22 protein-coding genes are annotated in these 23,203 nt (G+C 42.2%); 9 read left to right on the top strand and 13 right to left on the bottom strand.

The window, feature by feature from the left end:
• Positions 1-98 precede the first annotated feature (98 nt).
• From FQ082_RS02950 to FQ082_RS02925, 6 genes are all read right to left on the bottom strand, one after another.
• Positions 99-1,022 (bottom strand): bile acid:sodium symporter family protein, encoded by a 924-nt coding sequence (locus tag FQ082_RS02950; RefSeq protein ID WP_149491986.1) that lies wholly within the window; start codon positions 1,020-1,022, stop codon positions 99-101.
• A gap of 383 nt (positions 1,023-1,405) precedes the next feature.
• Entirely contained in the window at positions 1,406-1,879 is a 474-nt protein-coding gene (locus FQ082_RS02945; protein ID WP_149491985.1) for a YbjQ family protein, read from the bottom strand.
• Between the two features lie 51 nt (positions 1,880-1,930).
• Positions 1,931-2,407, bottom strand: a complete 477-nt coding sequence (locus tag FQ082_RS02940; RefSeq protein ID WP_149491984.1) for a YbjQ family protein — start codon at positions 2,405-2,407, stop codon at positions 1,931-1,933.
• A gap of 139 nt (positions 2,408-2,546) precedes the next feature.
• Positions 2,547-3,104, bottom strand: a complete 558-nt coding sequence (locus FQ082_RS02935) for a UPF0149 family protein (protein WP_020444290.1) — start codon at positions 3,102-3,104, stop codon at positions 2,547-2,549.
• A 337-nt stretch (positions 3,105-3,441) separates the two neighbouring features.
• Complete coding sequence (locus FQ082_RS02930; protein WP_011281113.1) at positions 3,442-3,678, bottom strand: PA3496 family putative envelope integrity protein; 237 nt, start codon at positions 3,676-3,678, stop codon at positions 3,442-3,444.
• 193 nt (positions 3,679-3,871) lie between these two features.
• Positions 3,872-5,386 carry a hypothetical protein gene (locus tag FQ082_RS02925; protein ID WP_149491983.1) on the bottom strand — a complete coding sequence of 505 codons (1,515 nt, stop codon included), beginning with the start codon at positions 5,384-5,386 and terminating at the stop codon, positions 3,872-3,874.
• Positions 5,387-5,837: 451 nt separating this feature from the next.
• On the opposite strand from FQ082_RS02925, the gene serB reads away from it, so the two are divergent.
• The 6 genes from serB (at position 5,838) to hemJ (ending at position 11,565) form a co-directional block, all read left to right on the top strand.
• The gene (serB, locus tag FQ082_RS02920; RefSeq protein ID WP_149491982.1) at positions 5,838-7,040 is read left to right on the top strand and encodes a phosphoserine phosphatase SerB; all 1,203 of its coding nucleotides are present in this window, start codon (positions 5,838-5,840) and stop codon (positions 7,038-7,040) included.
• A gap of 204 nt (positions 7,041-7,244) precedes the next feature.
• Positions 7,245-8,255, top strand: coding sequence for a DUF368 domain-containing protein (locus FQ082_RS02915; protein WP_149491981.1), 1,011 nt, complete (start codon positions 7,245-7,247; stop codon positions 8,253-8,255).
• Between the two features lie 371 nt (positions 8,256-8,626).
• The gene (gene aciT, locus FQ082_RS02910) at positions 8,627-9,016 is read left to right on the top strand and encodes an AciT family ciprofloxacin tolerance protein (RefSeq protein WP_149491980.1); all 390 of its coding nucleotides are present in this window, start codon (positions 8,627-8,629) and stop codon (positions 9,014-9,016) included.
• Positions 9,017-9,186: 170 nt separating this feature from the next.
• On the top strand, positions 9,187-9,693 hold the full coding sequence (locus FQ082_RS02905) for a hypothetical protein (RefSeq protein WP_011514462.1): 507 nt from the start codon (positions 9,187-9,189) through the stop codon (positions 9,691-9,693).
• A 209-nt stretch (positions 9,694-9,902) separates the two neighbouring features.
• Positions 9,903-11,033, top strand: coding sequence for a biotin synthase BioB (bioB, locus tag FQ082_RS02900; RefSeq protein ID WP_149491979.1), 1,131 nt, complete (start codon positions 9,903-9,905; stop codon positions 11,031-11,033).
• A 97-nt stretch (positions 11,034-11,130) separates the two neighbouring features.
• Positions 11,131-11,565, top strand: a complete 435-nt coding sequence (gene hemJ / locus FQ082_RS02895; protein ID WP_149491978.1) for a protoporphyrinogen oxidase HemJ — start codon at positions 11,131-11,133, stop codon at positions 11,563-11,565.
• A 104-nt stretch (positions 11,566-11,669) separates the two neighbouring features.
• Here the strand turns inward: hemJ and FQ082_RS02890 are convergent, their stop codons facing one another.
• The 6 genes from FQ082_RS02890 to FQ082_RS12970 all read right to left on the bottom strand — a co-directional run bounded on the left by FQ082_RS02890 (position 11,670) and on the right by FQ082_RS12970 (position 18,498).
• The gene (locus tag FQ082_RS02890; protein WP_149491977.1) at positions 11,670-12,494 is read right to left on the bottom strand and encodes a hypothetical protein; all 825 of its coding nucleotides are present in this window, start codon (positions 12,492-12,494) and stop codon (positions 11,670-11,672) included.
• Positions 12,495-12,730: 236 nt separating this feature from the next.
• The gene (locus tag FQ082_RS02885) at positions 12,731-13,222 is read right to left on the bottom strand and encodes a hypothetical protein (RefSeq protein WP_149491976.1); all 492 of its coding nucleotides are present in this window, start codon (positions 13,220-13,222) and stop codon (positions 12,731-12,733) included.
• A 75-nt stretch (positions 13,223-13,297) separates the two neighbouring features.
• On the bottom strand, positions 13,298-14,014 hold the full coding sequence (rph, locus tag FQ082_RS02880) for a ribonuclease PH (protein WP_011514467.1): 717 nt from the start codon (positions 14,012-14,014) through the stop codon (positions 13,298-13,300).
• A 236-nt stretch (positions 14,015-14,250) separates the two neighbouring features.
• A complete protein-coding gene (locus tag FQ082_RS02875) occupies positions 14,251-16,035 on the bottom strand; it encodes an AMP-binding protein (protein ID WP_149491975.1) in 1,785 nt (594 codons plus the stop codon).
• 557 nt (positions 16,036-16,592) lie between these two features.
• A complete protein-coding gene (locus FQ082_RS02870) occupies positions 16,593-18,320 on the bottom strand; it encodes an AMP-binding protein (RefSeq protein ID WP_133104795.1) in 1,728 nt (575 codons plus the stop codon).
• A 13-nt stretch (positions 18,321-18,333) separates the two neighbouring features.
• Complete coding sequence (locus FQ082_RS12970) at positions 18,334-18,498, bottom strand: hypothetical protein (protein WP_188018899.1); 165 nt, start codon at positions 18,496-18,498, stop codon at positions 18,334-18,336.
• Between the two features lie 528 nt (positions 18,499-19,026).
• Between FQ082_RS12970 and parC the strand changes: the two genes are divergently transcribed.
• Positions 19,027-21,345 (top strand): DNA topoisomerase IV subunit A, encoded by a 2,319-nt coding sequence (gene parC, locus FQ082_RS02865; RefSeq protein ID WP_149491974.1) that lies wholly within the window; start codon positions 19,027-19,029, stop codon positions 21,343-21,345.
• A 118-nt stretch (positions 21,346-21,463) separates the two neighbouring features.
• Here the strand turns inward: parC and FQ082_RS02860 are convergent, their stop codons facing one another.
• On the bottom strand, positions 21,464-21,943 hold the full coding sequence (locus tag FQ082_RS02860) for a hypothetical protein (protein WP_149491973.1): 480 nt from the start codon (positions 21,941-21,943) through the stop codon (positions 21,464-21,466).
• 357 nt (positions 21,944-22,300) lie between these two features.
• Between FQ082_RS02860 and FQ082_RS13115 the strand changes: the two genes are divergently transcribed.
• Entirely contained in the window at positions 22,301-22,651 is a 351-nt protein-coding gene (locus tag FQ082_RS13115) for a transposase (protein ID WP_262498137.1), read from the top strand.
• Complete coding sequence (locus FQ082_RS02855; protein ID WP_262498136.1) at positions 22,578-23,144, top strand: IS630 family transposase; 567 nt, start codon at positions 22,578-22,580, stop codon at positions 23,142-23,144. Before FQ082_RS13115 ends, FQ082_RS02855 begins: the two co-directional genes overlap by 74 nt.
• Positions 23,145-23,203 lie beyond the last annotated feature (59 nt).

Raw genomic sequence — 23,203 nt, 5'->3', positions numbered from 1 at the left:
GCACTGACTATATCTAAAGCGGTTATGCAGCTTTATAACTAAAAAATGATAATCGAGCAATTGTGAGTGCTTAATTATGATAAACCACACATTTCCACTTACAGCATACGCGCTGCCAACACACTAATTTCTATCTCAGACTTTCTCAGCTTATTGTGCCGAGCGCTAAATATACGCACCGAAATGCCTGCCGTTAGGAACATTACCAAGGTATAAATAGCTGGCATCATCGACATATCGTAGTTAGATAATAGCGTTAATGCCATAAATATCGACAAGGTACTGTTTTGTAGACCGACTTCTAGTGTCACCGAAGTCCTTTGCGCTAAGTTAAGACCGAACCATTTGCTACTATAATAACCGAGCGCCATGGTCGAGAGGTTTAATAATAGCGATACAGGGCCGGTAGCGATAAAGGCATCGACAATGATATCGCGTTGTACATAACACAAAAACAGCACTAAAAACGTTAAAAATATCACCCCAAATCGAGACACATAGACTTGTGAGCGATCGGCGACTTTTGGTGCGTAGCGTTTAATCAGCATCCCAATGCTAATAGGTACAATCGTCAGTACCACTAAGGTAAGCACGGTTTTTACTACCGGCAATTCAAACTCACTACCGCTGCCCATAAAATAAATCAATGAAAAACTCAGTACAATGGGAATGGTAAATACCGTAATAACGCTGGCAATCGCTGTCATCGTCACCGACAGCGCCACATCGCCTTTAGCCAAATAGGTAAATAAGTTTGAGGTAGTGCCGCCCGGACACAGAACGAGGAGCATAACTCCGACGGCGTATTCTGGGCGTAATGGCATGATATTAGCTAGGGCAAAGCCAATAATTGGCAACAGTATCAGCTGATTGGTCAAGCCAATACCAACGGCTTTTGGGTATTTTAATACCCGTTTAAAATCATTGGTAATAAGGGTCAAACCCATACCCATCATGATTAAAAACAAGCAAATAGGAATAACAACGCTATTTACTAAGGTGACTAGAGCCAGACTTTCCATAACTACATCCCTGTAGATAAGACCTATTGCTAGGTCAATTTATAATGATTCAATGATGCCTGATTAGCAATCCTTGCTAATACGCTTGTCACTACCTGCTAATGCTTATAGATAACGGACATCACCCGTTTTAAACCATTCTTTTATAGCATATCTCATAGCATGCTATTGCTAACTATCAACAATTAAGAATTTATAAGGGGAGTATATAGGTCAAAAGTTAGGTTTAGCTGTTTTATTCAACAACTCGCCAGTCAAATGCAGAATACAGAGATTGAGTAGGAGTAAAAGGGATTGTAACGAGATTAAATGAGAGTGTTTAATGTGAGCTTTTGGATAATTTGGATTTTGATAATTGGCGTTAAATACTTTTAGTTAAATAGCTATGTAGAATTTCCAGTACTAAGCACTGCCGTACCGTAAGCGATCGCTTCGACCATACTACCCAATTGATTTATATTACTGACTTCAAGACGCAAACCATAAATATGATTATAGCCTTTTGCCTGTGCTTGGGTGCGCATACGTACTAGAGCTTCACGGCGGGCACGATCAAGCAAGGTCTCATAGGTGGTGAGATTTTTACCAAAGAAACTCAGCACTTTGGCAATGACCATTTTAAAATAATCTTGCGCAATAACGACGCTACCAAGCACCAACTCACTCTCAGACTGCGAGACCAGTTTTGGTACATAAAAACGCTCACTTGAGACAATAATATGGCTCAATTCAGCTTCGGCAATCGTCAATCTTGCCAAATGCTGACGCTCATGACGCGCACCAAAAAACCAGCCAACTATAAATAAGACCAGCAGCGGCGCATAGTTCATCAACATTTGGCTGAACGATTGATTCATGGAACGTCTCTTATCATCAAAAAGGCTACCTGTCAGTACTTGAACGTAGTCTTATTCACCAAAAGGATTAAAGCGTGGTAAATCATCAGGTGACTTTACTGTTGAAGGCTGAGCAACTGACGCCACAGGTTCTTCATATTGAGAATGATGATTTGATGACTGATTCGGCGGTTGATTCGTTGATTGATAGACAGGCTGTTGTGGCATCCGTATGGCTTTGACCGCTGTACCGTAAACAAATAGCTCAGAGGCACCTTGCGCAATACTAGAGGTCGAAAAACGCAGTCCAACCACTGCATCAGCGCCCAACGCCTCAGCTTTGACAATCATACGATCAATCGCCTCTTGACGCGATTCTTCTAACAGCTCCGTATAGGCAGTGAGCTCACCGCCTACGATGTTTTTTAGACCCGCAAATAAATCTTTACCAACATGCTTTGAGCGCACGGTACTGCCGTATACCACATCCAAGCGCTCAGTAATCTGATAGTTGGGCAAGTGCTCAAGATTGGAGAGTTGGACAGTCATAGTACAGCCTTATTGGTAACCTACAGAATTAGTGACTTACAGAATGATAAAAACGTATCGCCCGTTCAAGATAAAAGCGCGATACTTTAAAACGCATTAAAAAGCACATTGCTCAAATAATTTATATTGAGCAAACTCTTTAGTCGTTAGTATGGAACAACAAAAACAGCTCAGTTAAGTTGCCTTCAATGCTGTTTACCATTTGTACCATTTTATCTTGGTCTTTACGCATCTCAGCAAGCTCAGGGTCTTCATCATCGATACCACTCAGTACAATCATCGGCAAGGTCAAAACAGCCACATCTTCTGCGGTCTCTTCGTTTTCCATCCAATCACTGGCTTCATCACCATACATTGCATCCACAAAGCCAATCGACCAAGCAACGATATCTGAATCATCAGAAAAATCGACCGCCACTTCTTCATTGCCCGCATCTTCACCAAACGGTAGCTCAATAGGCGTCTCGTTTTTTAGCTCAGCGATGATCGACTCGCGCCAGCGCTGAATACCATCAATCACGTTTGCTGGAATCTCGCTCACATTATCTTCAAACAGTGCTTCTAACCAATTAGGCAGTGGACGCCCAATAACGGTCGCAGTCAAAAAACCATGAGTCGCAACACTATCAAGTACAAATGCGCTTTCTTCGTTGTCTAAATAATCGAGTAGTTCATCGAAACTAAGTTGGTTGGTCATGGTGTCGTTGTCCTTAAAAGATGGATTGCGTCATGCGCAATAAATAAGGGTTATATAAAATAACGAGAGGTATAAAGATGACGATTATCTTGAATAAGTCAATCTACCCAAAGATTTTTTAAATCAATCATTGCTAAAGTACAGCTGTGAGAAATAGCTGGTTAAATAGGTGCTGTTCACTATTGATACTATCAAAATCAGAACCCAACCAGCTTAGCACAGCACACTTAGGATAATTAGTTAACGATGGTTAGCTAATAGCCATAAGAGTGCAAATCAACACTTAAAAATTATTCGCAAAATATTTGCGTGATAACCTTATTATAGCGATGACGAATTAAAGTTCGTCATCATCCCAATCATCGCCATCTTCATCAAAATTATCGATATCGTCTAGATCATCTTTTAGCTCTTTAGCCAAACGTTTTTCTTCTAGCAGATTATCAATTAAACGACGCTTCTCAAGGCTACTTAAGCGTGTACGTACACTCGTCTCTGCTTCTTCAACCATCTTTGCATCATCATCATCAACGAAATCATCATCAAAATCGTCATCAATATCAGCATCACTCATGACCAACTCCTATCTTTTTTGGCAAAATTACTGAAAAGTTATCAATATATATATGCCTTATAAAGTCTCTATTAAGCCTTGTCAATGCTTTTTATTACTATGACGCATTTACAAGTCAACAACAAGACACTATTGGTCATTATCGCGCAGGCAATTGTAGACAATTTCTGCAAGTTAAATATAGTATCTAATCCTACTCTTCTGAGTCATCGATCATCAATACCGCATTACGTACATCGGCTAAACGCTGAATCATCGCATCATTGCCACCATCGAATATTGCACACTCACGCTCATAAACCGTCGTTGGACGCATGACGCTTTGTACTTGTACATGATGACTGATTTGTTTAAGACCACCATTCGGCAATAAAATCAGCATCTGCTCTTTTTTGCCGACGCTATCTAGCAGATGCGTCATGGCATCGACTTGGGCATTGTCACTCACACCAGCTTTGGCTGGCAGCGCAAATCGTGACAGCTCAATATGCTTATCATGAATAATTTTATTCAGCATCAAATATAGCTTGGCTAGCATCACGCCTGCCAATGCAACTTTTGCATGGCTATTCTCTGCTTTAAGCATCACATAAGCACCACTTTCATCAAATTGTGGTTCATTGAGTGCGCTCACGCCCAGCAACAATGGCTGTTTCAGTAACTCAGTCACCGCTTGGTTTAGTAGCTGCGTACAGAGTGCCAAATACGGCAGACGTTGAGACGGTGCCAAGCGCTCAAGCATATTAAACTCATCATGAAAGACAATCTGGACGCTGACACTATCAAATGCTCTGGTGGCAGACAATCGAGAGACATGATTGTTAGCATTCTGGCTACTGTCTTCTGCTTTATGAGCAGTAGGATCATTGACATCACTGTCTGTCATATTACTGGCAGCATCCGCAGTTGTACCGTTAGTATTATCATCGAGCGTCGAATCTTGATTCTGCTGGGTTCTGACATACTGATTGACAGCACTATGAATATCTAATTTACGCGTATTAGGTTGCTGGCTATACGCTGTACTGGCAGCTGCTTGACCATTAGATTGACCATCATGGACCAAACGATCACTTTGGCTAGTACCTGTCTCACCACTATCACCATCAGCAGCAGACATTGATTGACGACGTTCTCGCTCACGAGCATAACCACGCTGGTCGAGCTGCGTATATTGCTCGCGATGCAAGTCTTGAACATCGCGGCTGATGGCATTGATTTGCTCTCTGGTTGGACGAGCGATATAGCTGTAAATCAGCCACAGCAATAAATGCAGCACCATTGAACCAATCACAAATGGCCATTGCATGGCGATAATTTCACCCTTGCTAATATCCTTTAGAGTCAATGCCACACTACCGATGACTGCATCGCCTTTGGTTGCAATTTGGCTAATGGTATCACCCTGCTGCATCGGCGCATTGCCGACAGGCACCAAGATATCGCCATTATTGTCTTTAATCAGGATACGGGTTACGTCTTGTTCGCTGGTATAGCGGTTGGCAATGACACTTAAGCTGACGCGGTCTTTATTTTCTAAAGACAGGCGCGCTTCGTCAATGAGCTGAGCGACCATTTGCTCGCCTTTTTGCGCACGACTGTTGCTCAGCTGTTGATCGGTACTGATGACCAATAATAGGGTTTGCAAACAAAAACTAACCAGAAGAATGATGGCAAACAACCCTTGCCGCGGCGCTAAATAGGTCATGATATGGGAAACTTTTTTGGATAAATGGAGTTAAAAAACGAGGCTATTGCTCATTCGCTCATTTTTGCAAGAGTATGCAGCTATATTTGTTCAATTCAATACCGCATTGTCTAAATAATCTTTTTTTATAAGACTGATTATTTAACGCTGCCAGCATACAGTAGTTATGTTGTGCAATTATGTGTGGCGCAAGCATTTAAGCAGTATTTACGACTCGCTTACCCACTCATTGACATCTACTATATCACCATAGTAAGGGTTATGGCGTTAGCGAGTATCATAATTTTTTTGTAATGAGTCATTTCAATTTTACTGAGATTTTTTTGCAACAGTCGCCGTTTTATTTGCTGTTTTATTTGCTACTGATACTTTGCGTCTCATCTATAGTCGCTGCTTACTAAAGCTGTTATTATTCCTAATCTTATATCAGCATACAAGGGACAATTGAGCGATGCCAAACAATACCTCTTACTCGTTACCAAAAGACAGCAAAGCATGGCAACAGGCGGTTGATTCCGTGGCCTCGTTATTACCAGAGGGTACCAATTTACAGGATTTTGATGCACTACAATCCTTGCCTATTTTTGCTTTGATTGTGGTATTGCCGACGCATGTATCTTCACTTGATATCCACCAGTATGTGCAATCATGGGTTGATGAGCAGCCAAATTGGCATCTGGTCACGGTTGCAGAAGATGCGGATGCCAATTTTGTAGATGTTGAAATTGCTGATGTAGACACGGCGCAACCTTTTGCCAAACGTTCATTTATCGATGTGCAAGTATTCCGTTATTTATTGGTGCCAGTGACTGATACCCTGATGCATCCTGCCAAAAAAACTGCCGCCGCACATATCATTGATGACCAATTGACCACGCGTTTGCGTCGCGACTTGACTGAAGCTTATAACAACGCTCAAAACGCCGTCGTAAGCGATCATTTGGATGTTGTAGATTGTCATATCTTATCGGTCGGTCATATGCTGCGCACTCATAAGCTTGCCTGCTTTGATATGGACTCTACGTTGATTGAACAAGAAGTCATCGTTGAGCTGGCAAAAACGGCAGGTATTGGCGAGCAAGTAGAAGCCATTACTGAAGCCGCCATGCGGGGCGAGATGGATTTTGATGAATCTTTTGCGCAGCGCGTGGCGTTATTGCAAGGTATTCCAACCAGCGTGCTTGATGAAATTTGCAGTCGCTTAACCTTATCAACAGGTGCCTTGGCTACCATTAGCGCTCTAAAAGCTTTGGGCTATCATACGGTACTTGTATCCGGTGGCTTTACGTACTTCGCTCGCTATATCGCCGAGCAATTGGGTATTGATGAAGTGCACGCCAACCCATTGGATATCGAAGAAGGTGAAGTCACCGGTCATATACAGTTGCCTATCGTTAATGGGGCTAAAAAAGCGGCTATCGTCGCCCATACGGCTGAACGCCTAGGTATTACGATGTCTCAAGTGGTTTGTATCGGTGACGGTGCCAATGACTTACCGATGATAGCACTGGCTGATTTGGGCGTGGCTTTTAATGCCAAACCTATCGTACAAGCGCGCGCCGATGCCGCTGTGAATGTCACAGGGCTTGAAGGGGTGCTATATGCGCTAGGCTATCCTGCATTTGTACGCAGCAGTGAACGCAGCAAAGTTTAGCTAATTATAAAATATATCGAACCAAAAGCTGGGCTGATACATTTTAATTGGTCCAGCTTTTATGGTTTATTTTCTGCTTTACAGTGTTTTTTGGCGCTACTATACTGCCATTCACGATTGTCATTTCATATTGCCATGTTTATCTTTTTCAATAACTTTTATCTTATCCAGTAACTTTATCTTGTCCAATAAAAAGGATTGTCCATGACGGCATCACAATCACCACGGCCAGATGCCCAGTCATCTTCCACCCAGTTAGATAACCAACCTGCGGCTGACGAAAGTAGCCCGATTTATAAAAATAGCCCCAAGGAATTACTGGGTGTCTATGTGCGAGGGTTGGCAATGGGCGCGGCTGACATTGTACCGGGCGTCTCTGGTGGTACGATTGCGCTAATTGCAGGCATTTACGAGCGCTTAATTAACGCTTTGAGCAGTGTGGGTCCCAATCTTTGGCAGGTCTTTCGCCAAGAGGGTGGTATGAAAGGTTTAATCGCAGTATGGCGACAAGTCGATGCCACTTTTTTATTGTTCCTGTTGATGGGTATTGCCACCAGCCTTGCAACGCTTGCCGGTGTTATTAAGCATTTATTAGACAATCAGCCTTTAATGATTTGGTCATTCTTTTTTGGTTTGGTCATTGCAACTGTTTTTCTGTTATTAAGTGAGATTAAGCGCTGGAATATCGGACGGGCGCTCTTGTTCCTGCTTGGAGTAGCCAGCGCCGTTATCATTAGCAGCTTGCCTCTGATGAATACGACGCCAAGTTTGCCGTATTTGTTTGTTGCCGGTGCGATCGCTATTTGCGCGATGATATTACCAGGCATCTCAGGATCTTTTATTTTATTGTTGATGGGTGCTTATGACACGGTGCTCGAAGCGGTTCATACTTTAAACTTTGCTATTATCTTTACATTGGTGGCTGGTATGGCAACGGGATTATTGCTCTTTACCCGTATGCTCAAATGGTTATTGTCCCGTTATTATCAAACAACTTTAGCGCTACTTATCGGCTTTATCGCAGGATCGTTGGTCAAAGTCTGGCCTTGGAAAACAGATGCCCTAGGGACATTAAATAGTGAAGCAATTTATAACGTCATGCCATGGCATTACCCTACCGGCGCAGAGTGGTTAACGACCTTGAGCTTGATGCTGTTAGGTGCCATTCTAGTGACTGCCTTATCGCTTTGGGGTCGCCGTAGCCCTCGTCCTTAGTATCTGTCTACTCTTGCTATAGTCGATTCAATTTAAAAAGAATACAGTACTGCTGGGATAAATTTTGCGAAGCCTCTGGAGTGCAAAGCGCACAGCAAGCGAGAGAAATTTATACCAGCATAATGCTATTCTGAACATAACTCTTCTATATTGAACTCACTATATTAAATCTTACCATCAAAAAAAGCGCCCATATTAAGGCGTTTTTTTATTGTCTAAAACTGTGAGATTTACCATTTATTTTGCTAAATACTTTTAAAAAATCAAACGTCAGCTGTTGTCGCAAAGTCGCCTTCAGAGGCTTTAGCTTTCTGCTACAAACTTCCATAATAGCCTTGTTGGAATTCACCTTATGAAGAGCGAGATGAACAATGTTATTAACAATATTTTCTACATTTGGTAGCGAGGCGTTGAGTACAAGTGCCATATTGGGCTATGGTTTATTTTTAATCGCAGTTGTTGCTATTGCTGTGTCATCACAGCGCTGGTTGCTTTGGTATTTGTTTGGCGGCATGGGATACTGGTTAGCCGTAGAAATTATTCATAGTTTAGTGACACATTGGTTCTTATGGTCAGAATGGCACAATTATGTAATTGCTATGGGTATCAGTTGGCTGCCTTTGGGCGCATGGGTCTTGTATCGAGCGTTACGTTATGAGGATGTCAGTCGCAGCATGATACAAGAGCGTGAGCTACAAGCAGCGCGCTATATAGAGCATACACCCGTCTATGACGACGACTATCAGCCACGCTTTCATTAAACCCTGCGTTATCATATTGCTGTCATCGAATGTTACAAGATACTTAAGGCTCTCTACGTAACTCCTAAAGAATTGACACCTAGCAATCGTTTATAATCTACTTATATATTTGTCACAAAAATTGTTATAAAGTACGCATTATTTGCGTCTCATTTTTTAGGAGTTTGTCTATGTTTACTGTACCGGTTTTGGATATTAAGTCTGATCCATTAGATGTTTTATTAGCCGTGATTGGTTATCGTTTGTCTATGCTAGCTGATAGCGATAATGAAGATGTTAAAAAAATACTTGCAGATCGCAAGGTTATTATTGAGCTTGCTAGCACTGAAGCCGATGTGGCACGTTATTATAGCTTTGATAATGGTGAATTTAGCCAACATAGTGGTCATGCTAAAGAAGCTGACCTGACTATCAATTTTAAAGACTCTATGACAGGCGTTAAGCTTTTAACTAAAGGCAGCCTTCCTGCCTTTATGACTGCCGTACAAGAAGGCAACTTAAGCATCGAAGGCGATTACAGCCTAATGATGTGGTTCAATAAACTTGCTAAGCATATCGTGCCAGCCATTCCAGAAGAATGTAAACCTTATATCCAAAAAGCCAAGCCATATGCTTATAAAGCACAAAAACTTGCCAACCATTGGGTCGGCGTTGCTAAGCACAAGTTGGGTAAATAATCGAATAATCAGAAGCGATAGATAGATAGCTGTTACTGATAGCTGAATGACTGCTTCGCTAGTTTCTGATTTTCTAAAAAGGTTGCGCTATACTATAGCGCAACCTTTTTTATTGTAGATAGTACTACTAAAAAATTAAATCAGATGAGCGACATCCGATGTTTATCTTCTATGACCATGCTTAATATCTTTATAAAAGGATTTATATTATGTCAGCACTGCTTAATATCACAGAGCCAAATGACAACACTGATAGCAATGACAACGATTTTTTAGCATCACTACCGACCGATGCCACACAAGCCACTGCCGGCAAATACAGTCGCGAGCAAATTGCCCAATTGTTCGATTTACCATTGATGGATTTATTATTACAAGCGCAAACCATACATCGTCAGAACTTTAATGCCAATGAAGTACAAATCAGCACCTTGTTGTCTATCAAGACTGGCAACTGCCCTGAAGATTGTGGCTACTGCTCACAATCCGGTCATCACCGCGATAAAACCAAGCTGGTCGCTGAGAAGCGCATAGAGGTGGACAAGGTGATTGCCGCTGCCAAACGCGCAAAAGCCACTGGTTCATCACGATTTTGTATGGGCGCAGCATGGAAGCACCCTAGTGCCAAAGACATGCCTTATGTGGTCGAGCTGGTCAAAGAAGTCAAAGCCTTAGGGCTTGAGACCTGTATGACTCTAGGTATGCTAGATACTGATCAGGCCGCACAACTGGCAGACGCAGGACTGGATTACTACAATCATAATTTGGATACGTCTAGAAGCTACTATGAGCAAGTAGTCAGTACGCGCAGCTACGATGAGCGTCTAGATACCATCACCAACGTACGCAACTCAGGTATCAACGTCTGTAGTGGCAATATCGTCGGTATGGGTGAGAGCCGTGACGACCGCATTGACTGGGTGCACGAGCTACTAAAAATGCCTAAAGCACCAGAGTCTATTCCAGTCAACTTATTGGTGCCGATTCAGGGCACGCCAATCGGTGATAAGGTCTTGGCAGAAGGTCAATTGTCAGTGCTTGAGTGGATTCGTACCATTGCTGTGACACGTATTTGCTGTCCAAGTAGCTATGTACGTTTATCTGCTGGTCGCGAAAGCTTATCTGACGCTGAGCAAGCATTAGCATTTATGGCAGGTGCCAACTCATTCTTTTATGGTGACAAACTGCTGACCACGGGTAACGCCAGTCAATCAGGCGATGATAGACTCATGCGCGAGCTTGGCTTAACCAAGCAGTTTGCCGCTCCTCGCGCACCAAAGCAAGTGCCTGTCATGGACGCCATGAGCGGTCATCAATCACAAGTTGTTTTGGCTAGCTGAGGCTGAGTAGTTTTGGCTTAACGCTACCATTATCAGATAATCTGCGCTAAGCTTGCCCGCGTTTATCATTGCTTAAAATAACCAAAGAGACTTCAGCATGGCAGATTATTTTAATTGGATTAAAGCGGCACACATTATATCCGTGGTGTGCTGGTTTGCAGCGATTTTCTACTTGCCGCGCCTATTTGTCTATCATGCAATGAGCGATGATAAGATCAGTCAAGAGCGCTTTACTATCATGGAGCGCAAGCTCTATCGCGGCATCATGACGCCAGCTATGATAGCGACGTGGGCTTTTGGGTTATGGATGGTGTTTTTGGGTTGGGACGTCTATAAAACCCAAGGCTGGCTACACGTAAAGATCTTTCTAGTTATTCTATTATCTGCTTATCATGGCGCTTGTGGTTTTTATCGTAAAAAGCTGGTCGATAACCCGCAATATAAGTCGCATATATTTTGGCGCTGGTTTAATGAAGTACCCGTCTTTGCTTTAGTCATTATTGTGATTCTAGTGGTGGTTAAACCGTTCTAAAATTTGCTCTAGTATAGGCAATGCTTAATAAAAAAGCGTCCCTCACTTGATGAAGTGAGGGACGCTTTTTTATGTTTGAATAAACTAGATTAAGAAGGTCTATATTACACGTTCGGGCGCATAATTTGATAGACATTGCTCAAATCATAAACACGATAGCGCGCAGGCTCGCGGCGGCTTTCACCAGCATAGCTTAATATCAGCGCTTGCTTTGCTTGCTCATCAACCCAGCCGACAAACAATCCGCTGTGCTCGACACCGTTATAACCATGATTGATATAGTAGAGCCAGTCACCAACTTCGATTTCACCACTATTGGCATAAGGACCTTGACCATAGGTACCTTTATGGATAGTATCGCGCGTCACCCCTGCTCGTTTAAATACTGCATTCAGATAATCCCAGCAGCCGCCTTGAATAATCGTACGCTCGTTCAGCGCCATTTTACGGGCAGTGCTAATTACTTCACGAGCAGCCAGACTACTTTGCGTTTCGGCATTACTGAGTAACGGTAGATACTCGCTATCGACATTATCATAGTTGCCTGATAAAAATGCCGGCAAAACTGATGATACTTGGCGTTGTACTTCAGGATAACGATAATTAGGTTGGTTGTTGCTAACATAAGCATTTTGGTTAGAGTAGGTTTTATTAGCATAGCTACTATTAGAATAACTTGGTTGTGTATTGTCTGTATTCGAACGATAACTATTAGAAGTACCAGCACGTTGGATAGTGGATCGCGTACTGATTTTAGCAGCAGGGACAGCGGGGTACGATGGTGTATAGCGGGCGCTATAATCAGTTAGAGAAGATTTTTGAGCAATTAAGCTGCTCATACTATCGGCGTGAACTTGACCGACTGCACCCAGAGTAAGTAATAATGCACTGCACGACGTTGTGATTGACCAAATGGGCAAACGCGACATGACTAGCTCCTTGTCAATATAGTATCAATAACCATAGTAGCGATAACCGTATTCATTATAAGTATGATGAGATTTTTCAATCTTACTTATAAACCATTTGGACAGGATTCTGCAAGCCTTATCACGCTTAAATAAACGATAAAAGGTATAAATATCAGGATAAGCGGTACACAAACGAGGCAAGATGAGCGGGTTAAAAAACTTTAACATTAAAAAAACCTTTAATAATAAAGGTCTTAATCGCTGCTCATTTTGATATTAACATGACGTTTGGTCAGTGTTTGACCTTGCAAGATCGCTTTGGTAGCAGTGGCTTCTTGGATATTATCAAAACCACTAATACGATATTTGCGCCTAGTATCCTCATCAACGATTTCTAATTGCTCGCCTACTAGACTTATCGTATCGCTGTCAGTTAGCTGAATAGGCATACGCTTGCCTTGGTTGTCATGTACCAGCTCACCAGCACGCACCCATAAGATGCCGCTACTAATATTACCTGCTGTCGCTTTTTTATGCTGTTGACGCTGCCGATTAAAAAAGAAGCTACCGATAATCAGCAGTGCAAGCGCACCAATTGACCATCGTACCGGCAACAAACTCATCGCCAGCGCGACGCATACTGCACCTACCAATAACGCCGCACCAAACCAAAACAACCCATTGTCTAATGCTTGGGGCTGTCCTTGTAAGGTAATTTTGGCGCCGTCATCAGTCAGCTTAAGCATGCACGTTTACCTATAAAAAAGCAGTGAAAGTATTATAAAAATATGAATAGTAAGCCGTATTGCGGTCTTATATGACTACCAACCTAAGGCAGTTTTTTGCATAGCAATCAGCTCAGCGATGCCTTTTTCGGCTAGAATAAGCATGTCATCAGCTTGAGCACGAGTAAATGGCTTTTCTTCCGCCGTCCCTTGTAGCTCAATAAATTCGCCTTTTTGGGTCATCACCACGTTCAAATCCGTATCACAGCTGGCATCTTCTTCGTAGTTTAAATCCAAGTACGCTTTACCATCTTTCATACCAACAGAAACGGCAGCAACCAAACCAATCAATGGATCCGCTTTTAGTTTCTTAGTTTTTTGGATGCTCTCTAAGGCATCGATAAGGGCAATCGCGGCACCGGTCACACTAGCAGTACGAGTACCACCATCCGCTTGTAAGACATCACAATCTAGGTAAATGGTATTTTCACCAAGCTTACTCAAATCGATCATGGCACGTAAACTACGACCGATTAAACGCTGGATTTCTTGGGTACGACCTGATTGCTTACCGCGAGCCGCTTCACGTTGATTACGAGTATTGGTCGCGCGTGGCAACATGCCATACTCAGCCGTGATCCAGCCTTTGCCTTTACCCTTGAGCCAGCGTGGTACGCCAGACTCTACACTTGCGGTGCACAGTACTTTGGTGTCGCCAAAACTGACCAATACTGACCCTTCAGCATGCTTAGTATAATGGCGCTCAAAGCTGATTGAGCGAAGTTGATTAAGCTCACGGTTGTCAATACGCATAAAATTCCCTAGTACGAAGTTGTAAAAGCAGTGTTATAAAATAAGAGGTTTAGATTTAAATTTATGGTTATGTGGTTAGCCAATCAGTATTTCCAGCAAATTTATTTATTAAAATAAATGACAGCTGAATGCTCTAGCAGGGCTAAATGTTAGGTTATCCTAACGTGACAACGGTGCAATAGCAAGATTCACACAAGCTATCACACCGCTGTCTTGATTAAAAATAGCTGTAAAAGTTATTCTAAACCTTCCATCTTACGCAATTCTTTACGCAGGATTTTGCCCACGTTTGATTTTGGTAATTCGTCAACGAATTGAATATGACGTGGACGCTTATAGCCGGTCAGTTGTTTTTTGCCAAAATCAAGCAGCTCTTGCTCGGTCACATTACCTTTTTTGACCACATATAGCTTTGGATCTTCGCCACGATCATCATTTGGAATCCCGATCGCGCCGCACTCTACTATCCCTGGATGCTCGCTCATGGCTTCTTCGATTTCATTTGGATAGACATTAAAACCAGAAACCAAAATCATGTCTTTTTTGCGGTCAACAATTTTGATAAAGCCTTTTTCGTCCATAATGCCGATATCGCCTGTTTTAAGATGACCACTGGCAGTAAAGCTTTCAGCCGTTTCTTCGGGGCGGTTTTGATAGCCAATCATGACTTGTGGACCTTTGACACAGATTTCACCACGCTCACCGATAGCCACCATGTTTTCATCATCGTCAATCAAAATGACATCGGTACTAGGGGCAGGAATACCAATCTTCCCGGTAAATTCAGCAATGGTCATTGGGTTAAAGGCAACCACTGGTGAGGTTTCAGACAAGCCATAGCCTTCAACGATAGGCAGACCAGTGATCTTATGCCACTCTTTTGCCACACTTGGGAGTACCGACATACCGCCACCGATAGAGGCTTTTAAACTAGAGAAATCCAGATCTGCAAAACTTTCTTTATGTACCAAGCCATTAAACAAAGTATTTACTGCAGGGATAAAGGCCGGTTTGTATTTGCCCATCTCTTTAATCAAACCATCAAGATCACGCGGGTTTGGAATCAGCAAACCAGCACAACCTTGGTACATGCTATACATCCCGCAAACCATAAACGAGAACACATGGTATAGCGGTAGTGCGGTCAAAAGCACATCAGTAGCGTCTATATCCTCTTCAAAAGCGCTGTCCATGAGCGCGCTAATCTGTAGCATATTGGCGATTAAGTTGCCATGAGACAGCATCGCACCCTTAGCTACCCCAGTTGTACCACCGGTATATTGCAATAATGCCACATCGCTTAAGTTCAAATCAGGACGCTGATATTTGCTAGCTGATACGGCACTTAATGCCTGCTTAAAGCTCGTGCTCTCTGGCAAACGATACGCGGGAATCATTTTTTTGACATGGCGGGCGACCAGATTGACCACGGGTCCTTTGATCGTGCCTAACATATCGCCAATTTTACAGACGATCACATGCTTCACTTGACCCTTATCTTGCGCATCTTGATAAGTTTTTGCAAAGTTTTCGACGATGAACAATGCTTTGGTGCCACTGTCATGCAGCTGATGCGATAACTCGCGGCTGGTATACAAAGGATTGACATTGACCAGCACCATACCTGCGCGAATGATACCCAAAGCCACCACAGGATACTGCAAGATATTGGGCATCATGACACCGACTTTATCACCCTTTACGAGCCCTAATGACTGTAAATAACTGGCAATTTGACGACTGTATAAATCCAATTGCTTAAAGGTAATAGAAGCACCCATGCAGATATAGGCAGTTTTCTGTCCATAACGGCTGAAATTACGCTCGAACACATCAAGTAAAGAGGTACTGTCATCTGGCATCTCAATGGTAGCATTAATGCCATAGCGCTCATAAGCACTTAACCATGGACTGTCACTCGCTATCGTCGGCATAGTAGGAAACGCGTTCGTTCCAGCCTTTGATTGAGTATTGTTCGCAGCTTTATGGTCTGTCATCTCTTTATTGATATTATCAGTCATAATTTTCCTTAAATGTGGCCGTTAAAATATAGAATATGTCTAATTAAATCACCGTGGTCGTTAGTCACTCATTTGCAAAATCAAAAACTTGTGAATAAGAAGTCTTTTCGCTCATAAGCAAACAGATCTTATCATTCACAAATCTTTTAAATCAAAATTATCACCTTCACACTCCACTCTATTATTTACTATAAAACCGTTAAAGCTAACACAGCTACAGTGCTTTATAGTGATCATGCTGTGAAAGCTCTGGGCTAAAAAATCCACACTTTTATCGTTAAGTGCAAAAAATATCGATACGGACTATATCAGCTTTATGGAGAATTCTCTATGAATACCACCAAATCATAATAGGAAAACAAAAAAATGATAAGGCCCTATATAAGCGACCTTATCATCATTGATAACCATCTTTTACAACAATATATCATAGCTATTTTTACTGGCTGTTTCTACTAACTGCCACATCAACTATTAAGCGGTTTTCATCCCTGCTTCTTACTAACAGATAAAGATGAAAGCAGATAAAAAGCGCTTTGAACTTGATGGTAAATATTCTAACCGTGGTTCTTTTCTTCAAGTACGCGTAGATCTTTATGTAAAATCTTACCGACGTTCGATTTTGGCAACTCATCGATGAACTCAACGTAACGCGGACGCTTATAACCGGTTAGGTTTTCTTTGCTATAGGCAAGCACTTCTTCTTTCGTCAAGCTGTCATCACTACGCACCACATAAATCTTCGGTACTTCGCCACTCTTTTCGTCTTCGACACCGATGACACCACATTCCAAAATCTTTGGATGGGCGGACATCACATCTTCTACTTCGTTTGGATACACGTTAAAGCCTGATACCAAAATCATGTTTTTCTTACGATCAACAATTTTAAAATAGCCTTCTTCATCCATCACACCGATATCACCGGTACGGAAATAACCGTCAGACGTCATGACTTCAGCCGTAGCATCATCACGTTTCCAGTAGCCTTTCATCACTTGCGGACCACGAACACAAATCTCACCGCGCTCACCAAGGGCTACTTCATTGCCTTCTTCATCCAAGATAGCCATGTCAGTCGCTGGCATCGGCAGACCGATATTGCCTGAGAATTCACCATTACCCTGTGGGTTTGCAGACGCAACCGGAGAAGTCTCTGACAGACCATAACCTTGTACAATCACGTTACCAGTAATTTTTTGCCATTTCTCAGCAGTATCTTTTAGAACCGCCATGCCACCGCCCATAGACATCTCAAGCTTGCTATGATCTAAGGCTTTAAATACCTCACTGTTCGCCAATGCATTAAACAGGGTATTAACTGCTGGGAAAAACGCAGGTGGGTAATCTTTATAAGCCTTGATCAAGCTTGCACCATCACGTGGATTCGGCACCAGTAGACCGATACAGCCGCGATATAAGCCGAACATGCCACAAACGGTAAATGAGAAGATATGATACAGCGGCAATGCCGTCATGATAACGGGTTGCTCAGCCATACCGTCAAATTTATCGAAAGCATCACCAAGATAGGTATCACACTGAATCAGATTGGCAACTAAGTTGCCATGGGTAAGCATCGCGCCTTTGGCAACACCCGTGGTACCACCGGTATATTGCAGAACAGCAATATCATCAAGGCAGATATTATCTGGACGTTTATAATTTTTCGCCGGAAAACGATTCAGTGCCGTTTTAAAGTTGGTGCTGCTTTTAAGGTTATAATCAGGTACCAGTTTTTTCACATGGCGCACGACCATATTGACAATAAAGCCTTTCAACGGGCTCATCAAGTCGCCCATCGAGGTTACGACGACATGGTCAACCAAGTCTTTACCAATCTCTTCATAGGTTTTGGCAAAGTTCTCTAAAATAAATAAGGCTTTGGTATCAGAGTCTGTTAGCTGATGCTCAAGCTCTTTTGAGGTATAAAGCGGATTGACGTTGACCAAGGTCATACCCGCACGCAGCACACCCAATACTGCAACCGGTAGCTGCAAAATATTTGGCATCATAACGCCGACTTTATCGCCTTTTTTCAGCCCAAGTGACTGCAAGTAGGCAGCAATTTGTTTACTATAGCGATCTAAATCTTCGTAGGAAAGCTTGACGTCCATACACACAAACGCTGTTTTACCAGCATGTTTAACAAAATTTCGTTCAAATATATCGATTAAAGAAGTATTGGCGGCTGGCATATCAATATCATATTGAATACCAAGCTTTTCGTAAGTTTTTACCCATACTTTATCGTTACGACGGATCTGGTTACCTTGATTTTCCATAATCTTACTTCTCCTAATAAATAATGCGCTGCTGTAAACCCATAATTATCACAATGTGATAAACGTACAAAGACTCGGTGTGCAAGCTCACCATAGTGATGGCAAGCAAGGCTGGCGGTGCAAAGATATTGTGATGAGTCAACAATTTAGCGGTAAATAGCCCTTTATTGTTTAACATACACACTTTATACAAACTACTCAATACAAAAAAATGCTACTTGAGTTCGTAAAGTGACTTGACGGTCAATATTTACATTTATATCAGTGAGTTAATTAGGATTCCGAGCAAATAACCCACTTTTTGTTGATAAGTATTTATCGTCTATTCGTAGATAGAATCCATTAAAATGTGGAAGTGACATTGAGCAAAACGATAAGCGCTTAGCCTGTACACTGCTTGCCTGTATCGATTTTATGATTATGAGCATTATTAAGGCTATATGGATGAAAATGTAAATGTGATAAGTAAGAGAATAAAAAACAGTAACATGAACGACACTCATCTTAGTTTCTAAAAACTATCGACCAAAACATTACAGGATCATCATGCTTCATAAGACCATTAGCTTAAGCACGTCATGCACTGTCGTTTATACTGAGTAGTGGCTTTTTAATTGCACCAATATCCTTTAGGATAGCACTATCCTATTTGCACGATTGCACCGATTTTTTATACCTATTAAAACTGATAAGTGAACCCTATTTTATGTCCGATGTTATCGATCACACGCTTGACTCAATCCTTGCAAATGAACCAATGGATACGCGCTCAGTGGCAGAGTTCGCTGAGCAAGCCTATCTTAATTATGCCATGTACGTCATCATGGATCGGGCGCTGCCAAATATTGCTGATGGTCTAAAGCCTGTCCAGCGCCGTATTGTTTATGCCATGAGCGAGCTTGGGCTAAAATCGACAGCGAAGGCGAAAAAGTCTGCGCGTACCGTTGGTGACGTGTTGGGTAAATATCATCCGCATGGCGACAGCGCTTGTTATGAAGCGATGGTACTGATGGCACAGCCTTTCAGCTATCGCTATCCGCTGATCACTGGTCAAGGTAACTGGGGTAGCCCAGATGATCCGAAATCATTTGCCGCCATGCGTTATACCGAAGCTAAAATGTCTGCTTATGCCAATACCTTGCTCGCGGAACTTGGTCAAGGTACGGTTGATTGGCAAGATAACTTCGATGGTACGATGTTGGAGCCAACCACCCTGCCTGCCCGCCTGCCCAATATTTTATTGAATGGAACAACTGGTATCGCCGTCGGTATGGCAACGGATATTCCGCCGCATAACCTGAATGAGGTGGTACGCGCGGCGATTCGTCTGCTCAAAAACCCTGAGCTGTCGGTTAAGCAATTAACTCAATCGATACCAGCGCCTGATTTGCCAACCCCAGCTGAGATCATCACCAGCAAAAAAGACTTGCAAGCGATGTATGAGACTGGACGTGGCAGCTATAAAATGCGGGCAACCTTCCATATTGATCCGAAAGAGAAAAATCTTGTTATCATCGATGCGCTTCCTTACCAAGTCTCAGGCAATAAAATTCAAGAGCAAATCGCCAAGCTGATGACCGATAAGAAGCTGCCGTGGATTACTGATATTCATGATGAATCAGATCACGAAAACGCTTGCCGTATCGTGCTTGAGCTAAAATCAACACGGGTCGATGTCGCTCGCGTCATGAGCCATTTATTTGCCAGTACCGACCTAGAAAGCAATTACCGCGTCAATATGAATATGATTGGCCTAAATGGTAAGCCGCAGGTTAAAAACCTTAAAGAAATCCTTGAAGAATGGCTCATCTGTCGCCGCTCAGTGGTCACGCGCCGCTTGCAATATCGCCTCGATAAAATTGATAAGCGCTTACATATCCTCGCAGGTTTGCTGATTGCGTATCTGAATATCGATGAAGTTATTCGCATCATTCGTGAAGAAGACGACCCAAAATTATCATTAATGCAAGATTATGACCTGACTGAAATACAAGCCAATGCTATCTTGGATATTCGTCTGCGTCAGTTAGCAAAGTTAGAGGAGATTGAGCTGCGCCGCGAGCAAGATGATTTAGCTGCTGAACGCGCCATCATTCAAGAATACTTGGACAATCCAGATAGCCTGACCAATCTAATGATTGATGAGCTCACCGCCGACATGAAAGAACACGGTAACGAGCGCGTATCGCAATTGGCAGAACGCGAAGAAGCGCAAGCGCTCAAAGAATCTGACCTCGTACCAAGCGAACCTGTCACCGCTATCCTATCGAAAGCCGGCTGGATTCGTGCGGCTAAAGGTCATGACGTTGATGCTGCTGGCATGGCTTATCGCTCAGGTGACAGCTACCAAGCCCACGTTCGCGCTAAATCTAATGAGAAGATCTACGTGCTCGATAGTACCGGACGCAGCTATAGTATCGATGCGCATAGCCTCGCTTCTGCTCGTGGTCAAGGTGATCCGCTGACCAGCGTCTTAAAACCGCCAGCAGGGGCAACTTTTGAGCAATTGCTTACTGGCGACAATGACCAGCGTATTATTTTAGCCAGCTCGCAAGGCTATGGTTTTATTAACACCATTGGTAATCTAGATAGCAATCAAAAAGCCGGTAAAAATATCATTAACCTAGCTGCTGATAGTCGTTTATTACCTATCGCCCGTATTGATGCTCAAACTGAGGTGATTGTAAGCTCTGAGAATAATGGCATCCCTGCTAGCGAAAATAGCTCTACTCTCGATCATATCGCTGTGGTCACCAATGCTGGCTATTTATTGATATTTGCGCTTGATGATTTGCCTGAACAGGCTCGCGGCAAGGGTAATAAGATGATCAACCTAAAAGGTGATGAGGAAGTGCTTACCATCACGCCACTCAGTAAACAGGGCAGCTTAGTCATTACTGCTGGCAAGCGTCATGTGACCTTAAAGCCAATGGACTTAGCAAACTATACTGCTAAACGTGGCAGTCGTGGTGGTCAGTTGCCACGAGGCTTTCAAAATGTGACGAGTGTTGAGGTAGCAGAATAAGATGTATCGTTTCGATATTTAAGATCTATTAATGAGCCTAAAGCCGCCTATACGCCCTGTATAGACGGCTTTAGGCTATCTAAAGCGCATTGTCTTGATAGTAAACGCATAATAGTCATTAAAATTTGCTGGATTCGCTATCCTCAAAGATAGCTTTTAGAAAGCTTGTAATCTGAGCACTGCTCATAAGATACGGATTATAATCAAGACCTGCTGAGAAGCTTTTTAATGCGTATTCTTCATTTTCAGCGCTTGATGTTAGATGTTTGATTAAAAACCCATCCCATTGACGCGATTCTATTTCTTCTATATTAGCAATATTAGGAAAAATGGTTGAATGCTTGTCAAGTATCTTTTCTAAAGCGATGCTGATAGCAGGCCTTGTTCCTTGAAAGCTTTGAACGAAATAACCTTCGCTAATAACTAAAGCTGAAACTATATCGTTTTCTTCAAAGTATCTTCGCCAATACTCAAGAGCACGAGTCAGCTCTATTCCCGAATCTAGATCGACATTCTTGGCGATGTATGTCATGTTGATAAGAATATGCTCGCCATGCGTTTTTCTGTTTTCTGAAGGTTGGCTTGTTGTTATATGCATGAAAAACCTTATTTATAAAAACCCAATCTAATTTAAGATACACTTCAAAATAAAGTATGATTAATAATATTTTTTCGTTTCTTAATATTTTTTTGTCATCTAGCATTATTGCTTTCTAGAAACACGCATTGAAATTTTAATGAGATAAAATACTGATACTTCTCAGAGTACAATTGTACTATAAAACTTAGCGCCATTACTCCGATATCATTATTCTAATAGTCCACAAGTCTACTCTTTATTTTCCTATAGCATTGTTTTATGTCTAACATACGCATAACCCACGCTTATTTATATAGTCTAATCTAAATAAAACCGATACAATCCTATTAACAATTGCATTTAATGAAATAAACGATGACTTATTCAATAGACTATCGCAAGCAGGTACTTTCTAGCATCGCTAATGGTATGACCATACGTGAAGCTTCCCTGTTTTATGGACTTAGCACCAGCACCATTCACAGCTGGCAGCAGAATTTAGCCCCTAAAACAACCAGAAATAAAGCACCGACTAAAATACCTGATGACGCATTGATTGAAGACGTAAGAATATTCCCTGATGATTATAACTACGAAAGAGCTCGTCGATTAAATTGTAGTAAAACGGGCATCTTCAATGCTCTAAAGCGTCTTGGCATCAGTCAAAAAAAAGACACTGGAGCATCCAAAAGCATGTCTGATAAAGAGAGCTCAGTATCAGAGTAAGCTTAGTAGCTTTATGCAGCAAGGTTATCCCATAGTATATATGGATGAAAGTGGCTTTGAGGCTGAAACTATCAGACCTTATGGCTATGCACCGATAGGTAAACCCTGTATCGATAGCTACAACTGGCAAGCAAAAAAACGTACCAACGTCATCGGTGCTCTCTATGAGAAAGTACTGTTTGCGCTTGATTACTTTGAACAGAATGTCAACAGCCATATATTTTATGACTGGTGCAAGTTCACGCTTATTCCAAGTCTCAAGACTAAATGCGTGATTGTCATGGATAATGCTCGGTTTCATAAAAATAAGCGTATTCAGAGATTACTGAACAGGCATGGCCATCGCATTCTATGCCTGCCACCCTACAGTCCTGATCTCAACCCCATTGAAAAGAAGTGGGCACAAGCAAAGTTTTTACGCCAAGGTTGGATGGAGAATAATCTGCCTAAACTATTTCATGATATAGGCTGTATCGATTTTATAACGACTTAACTATAGTTCAGATATTGAAAATGAAACTATACTGTCTTTTTTTATTTAGAAACTTAGAC

The organism is Psychrobacter sp. ANT_H56B, assembly GCF_008369245.1.
GTDB lineage: Bacteria > Pseudomonadota > Gammaproteobacteria > Pseudomonadales > Moraxellaceae > Psychrobacter > Psychrobacter cryohalolentis.
The sequence above is the reverse complement of the archived record's forward strand: the minus strand, read 5'-3'. Positions and strand labels throughout refer to the sequence as shown.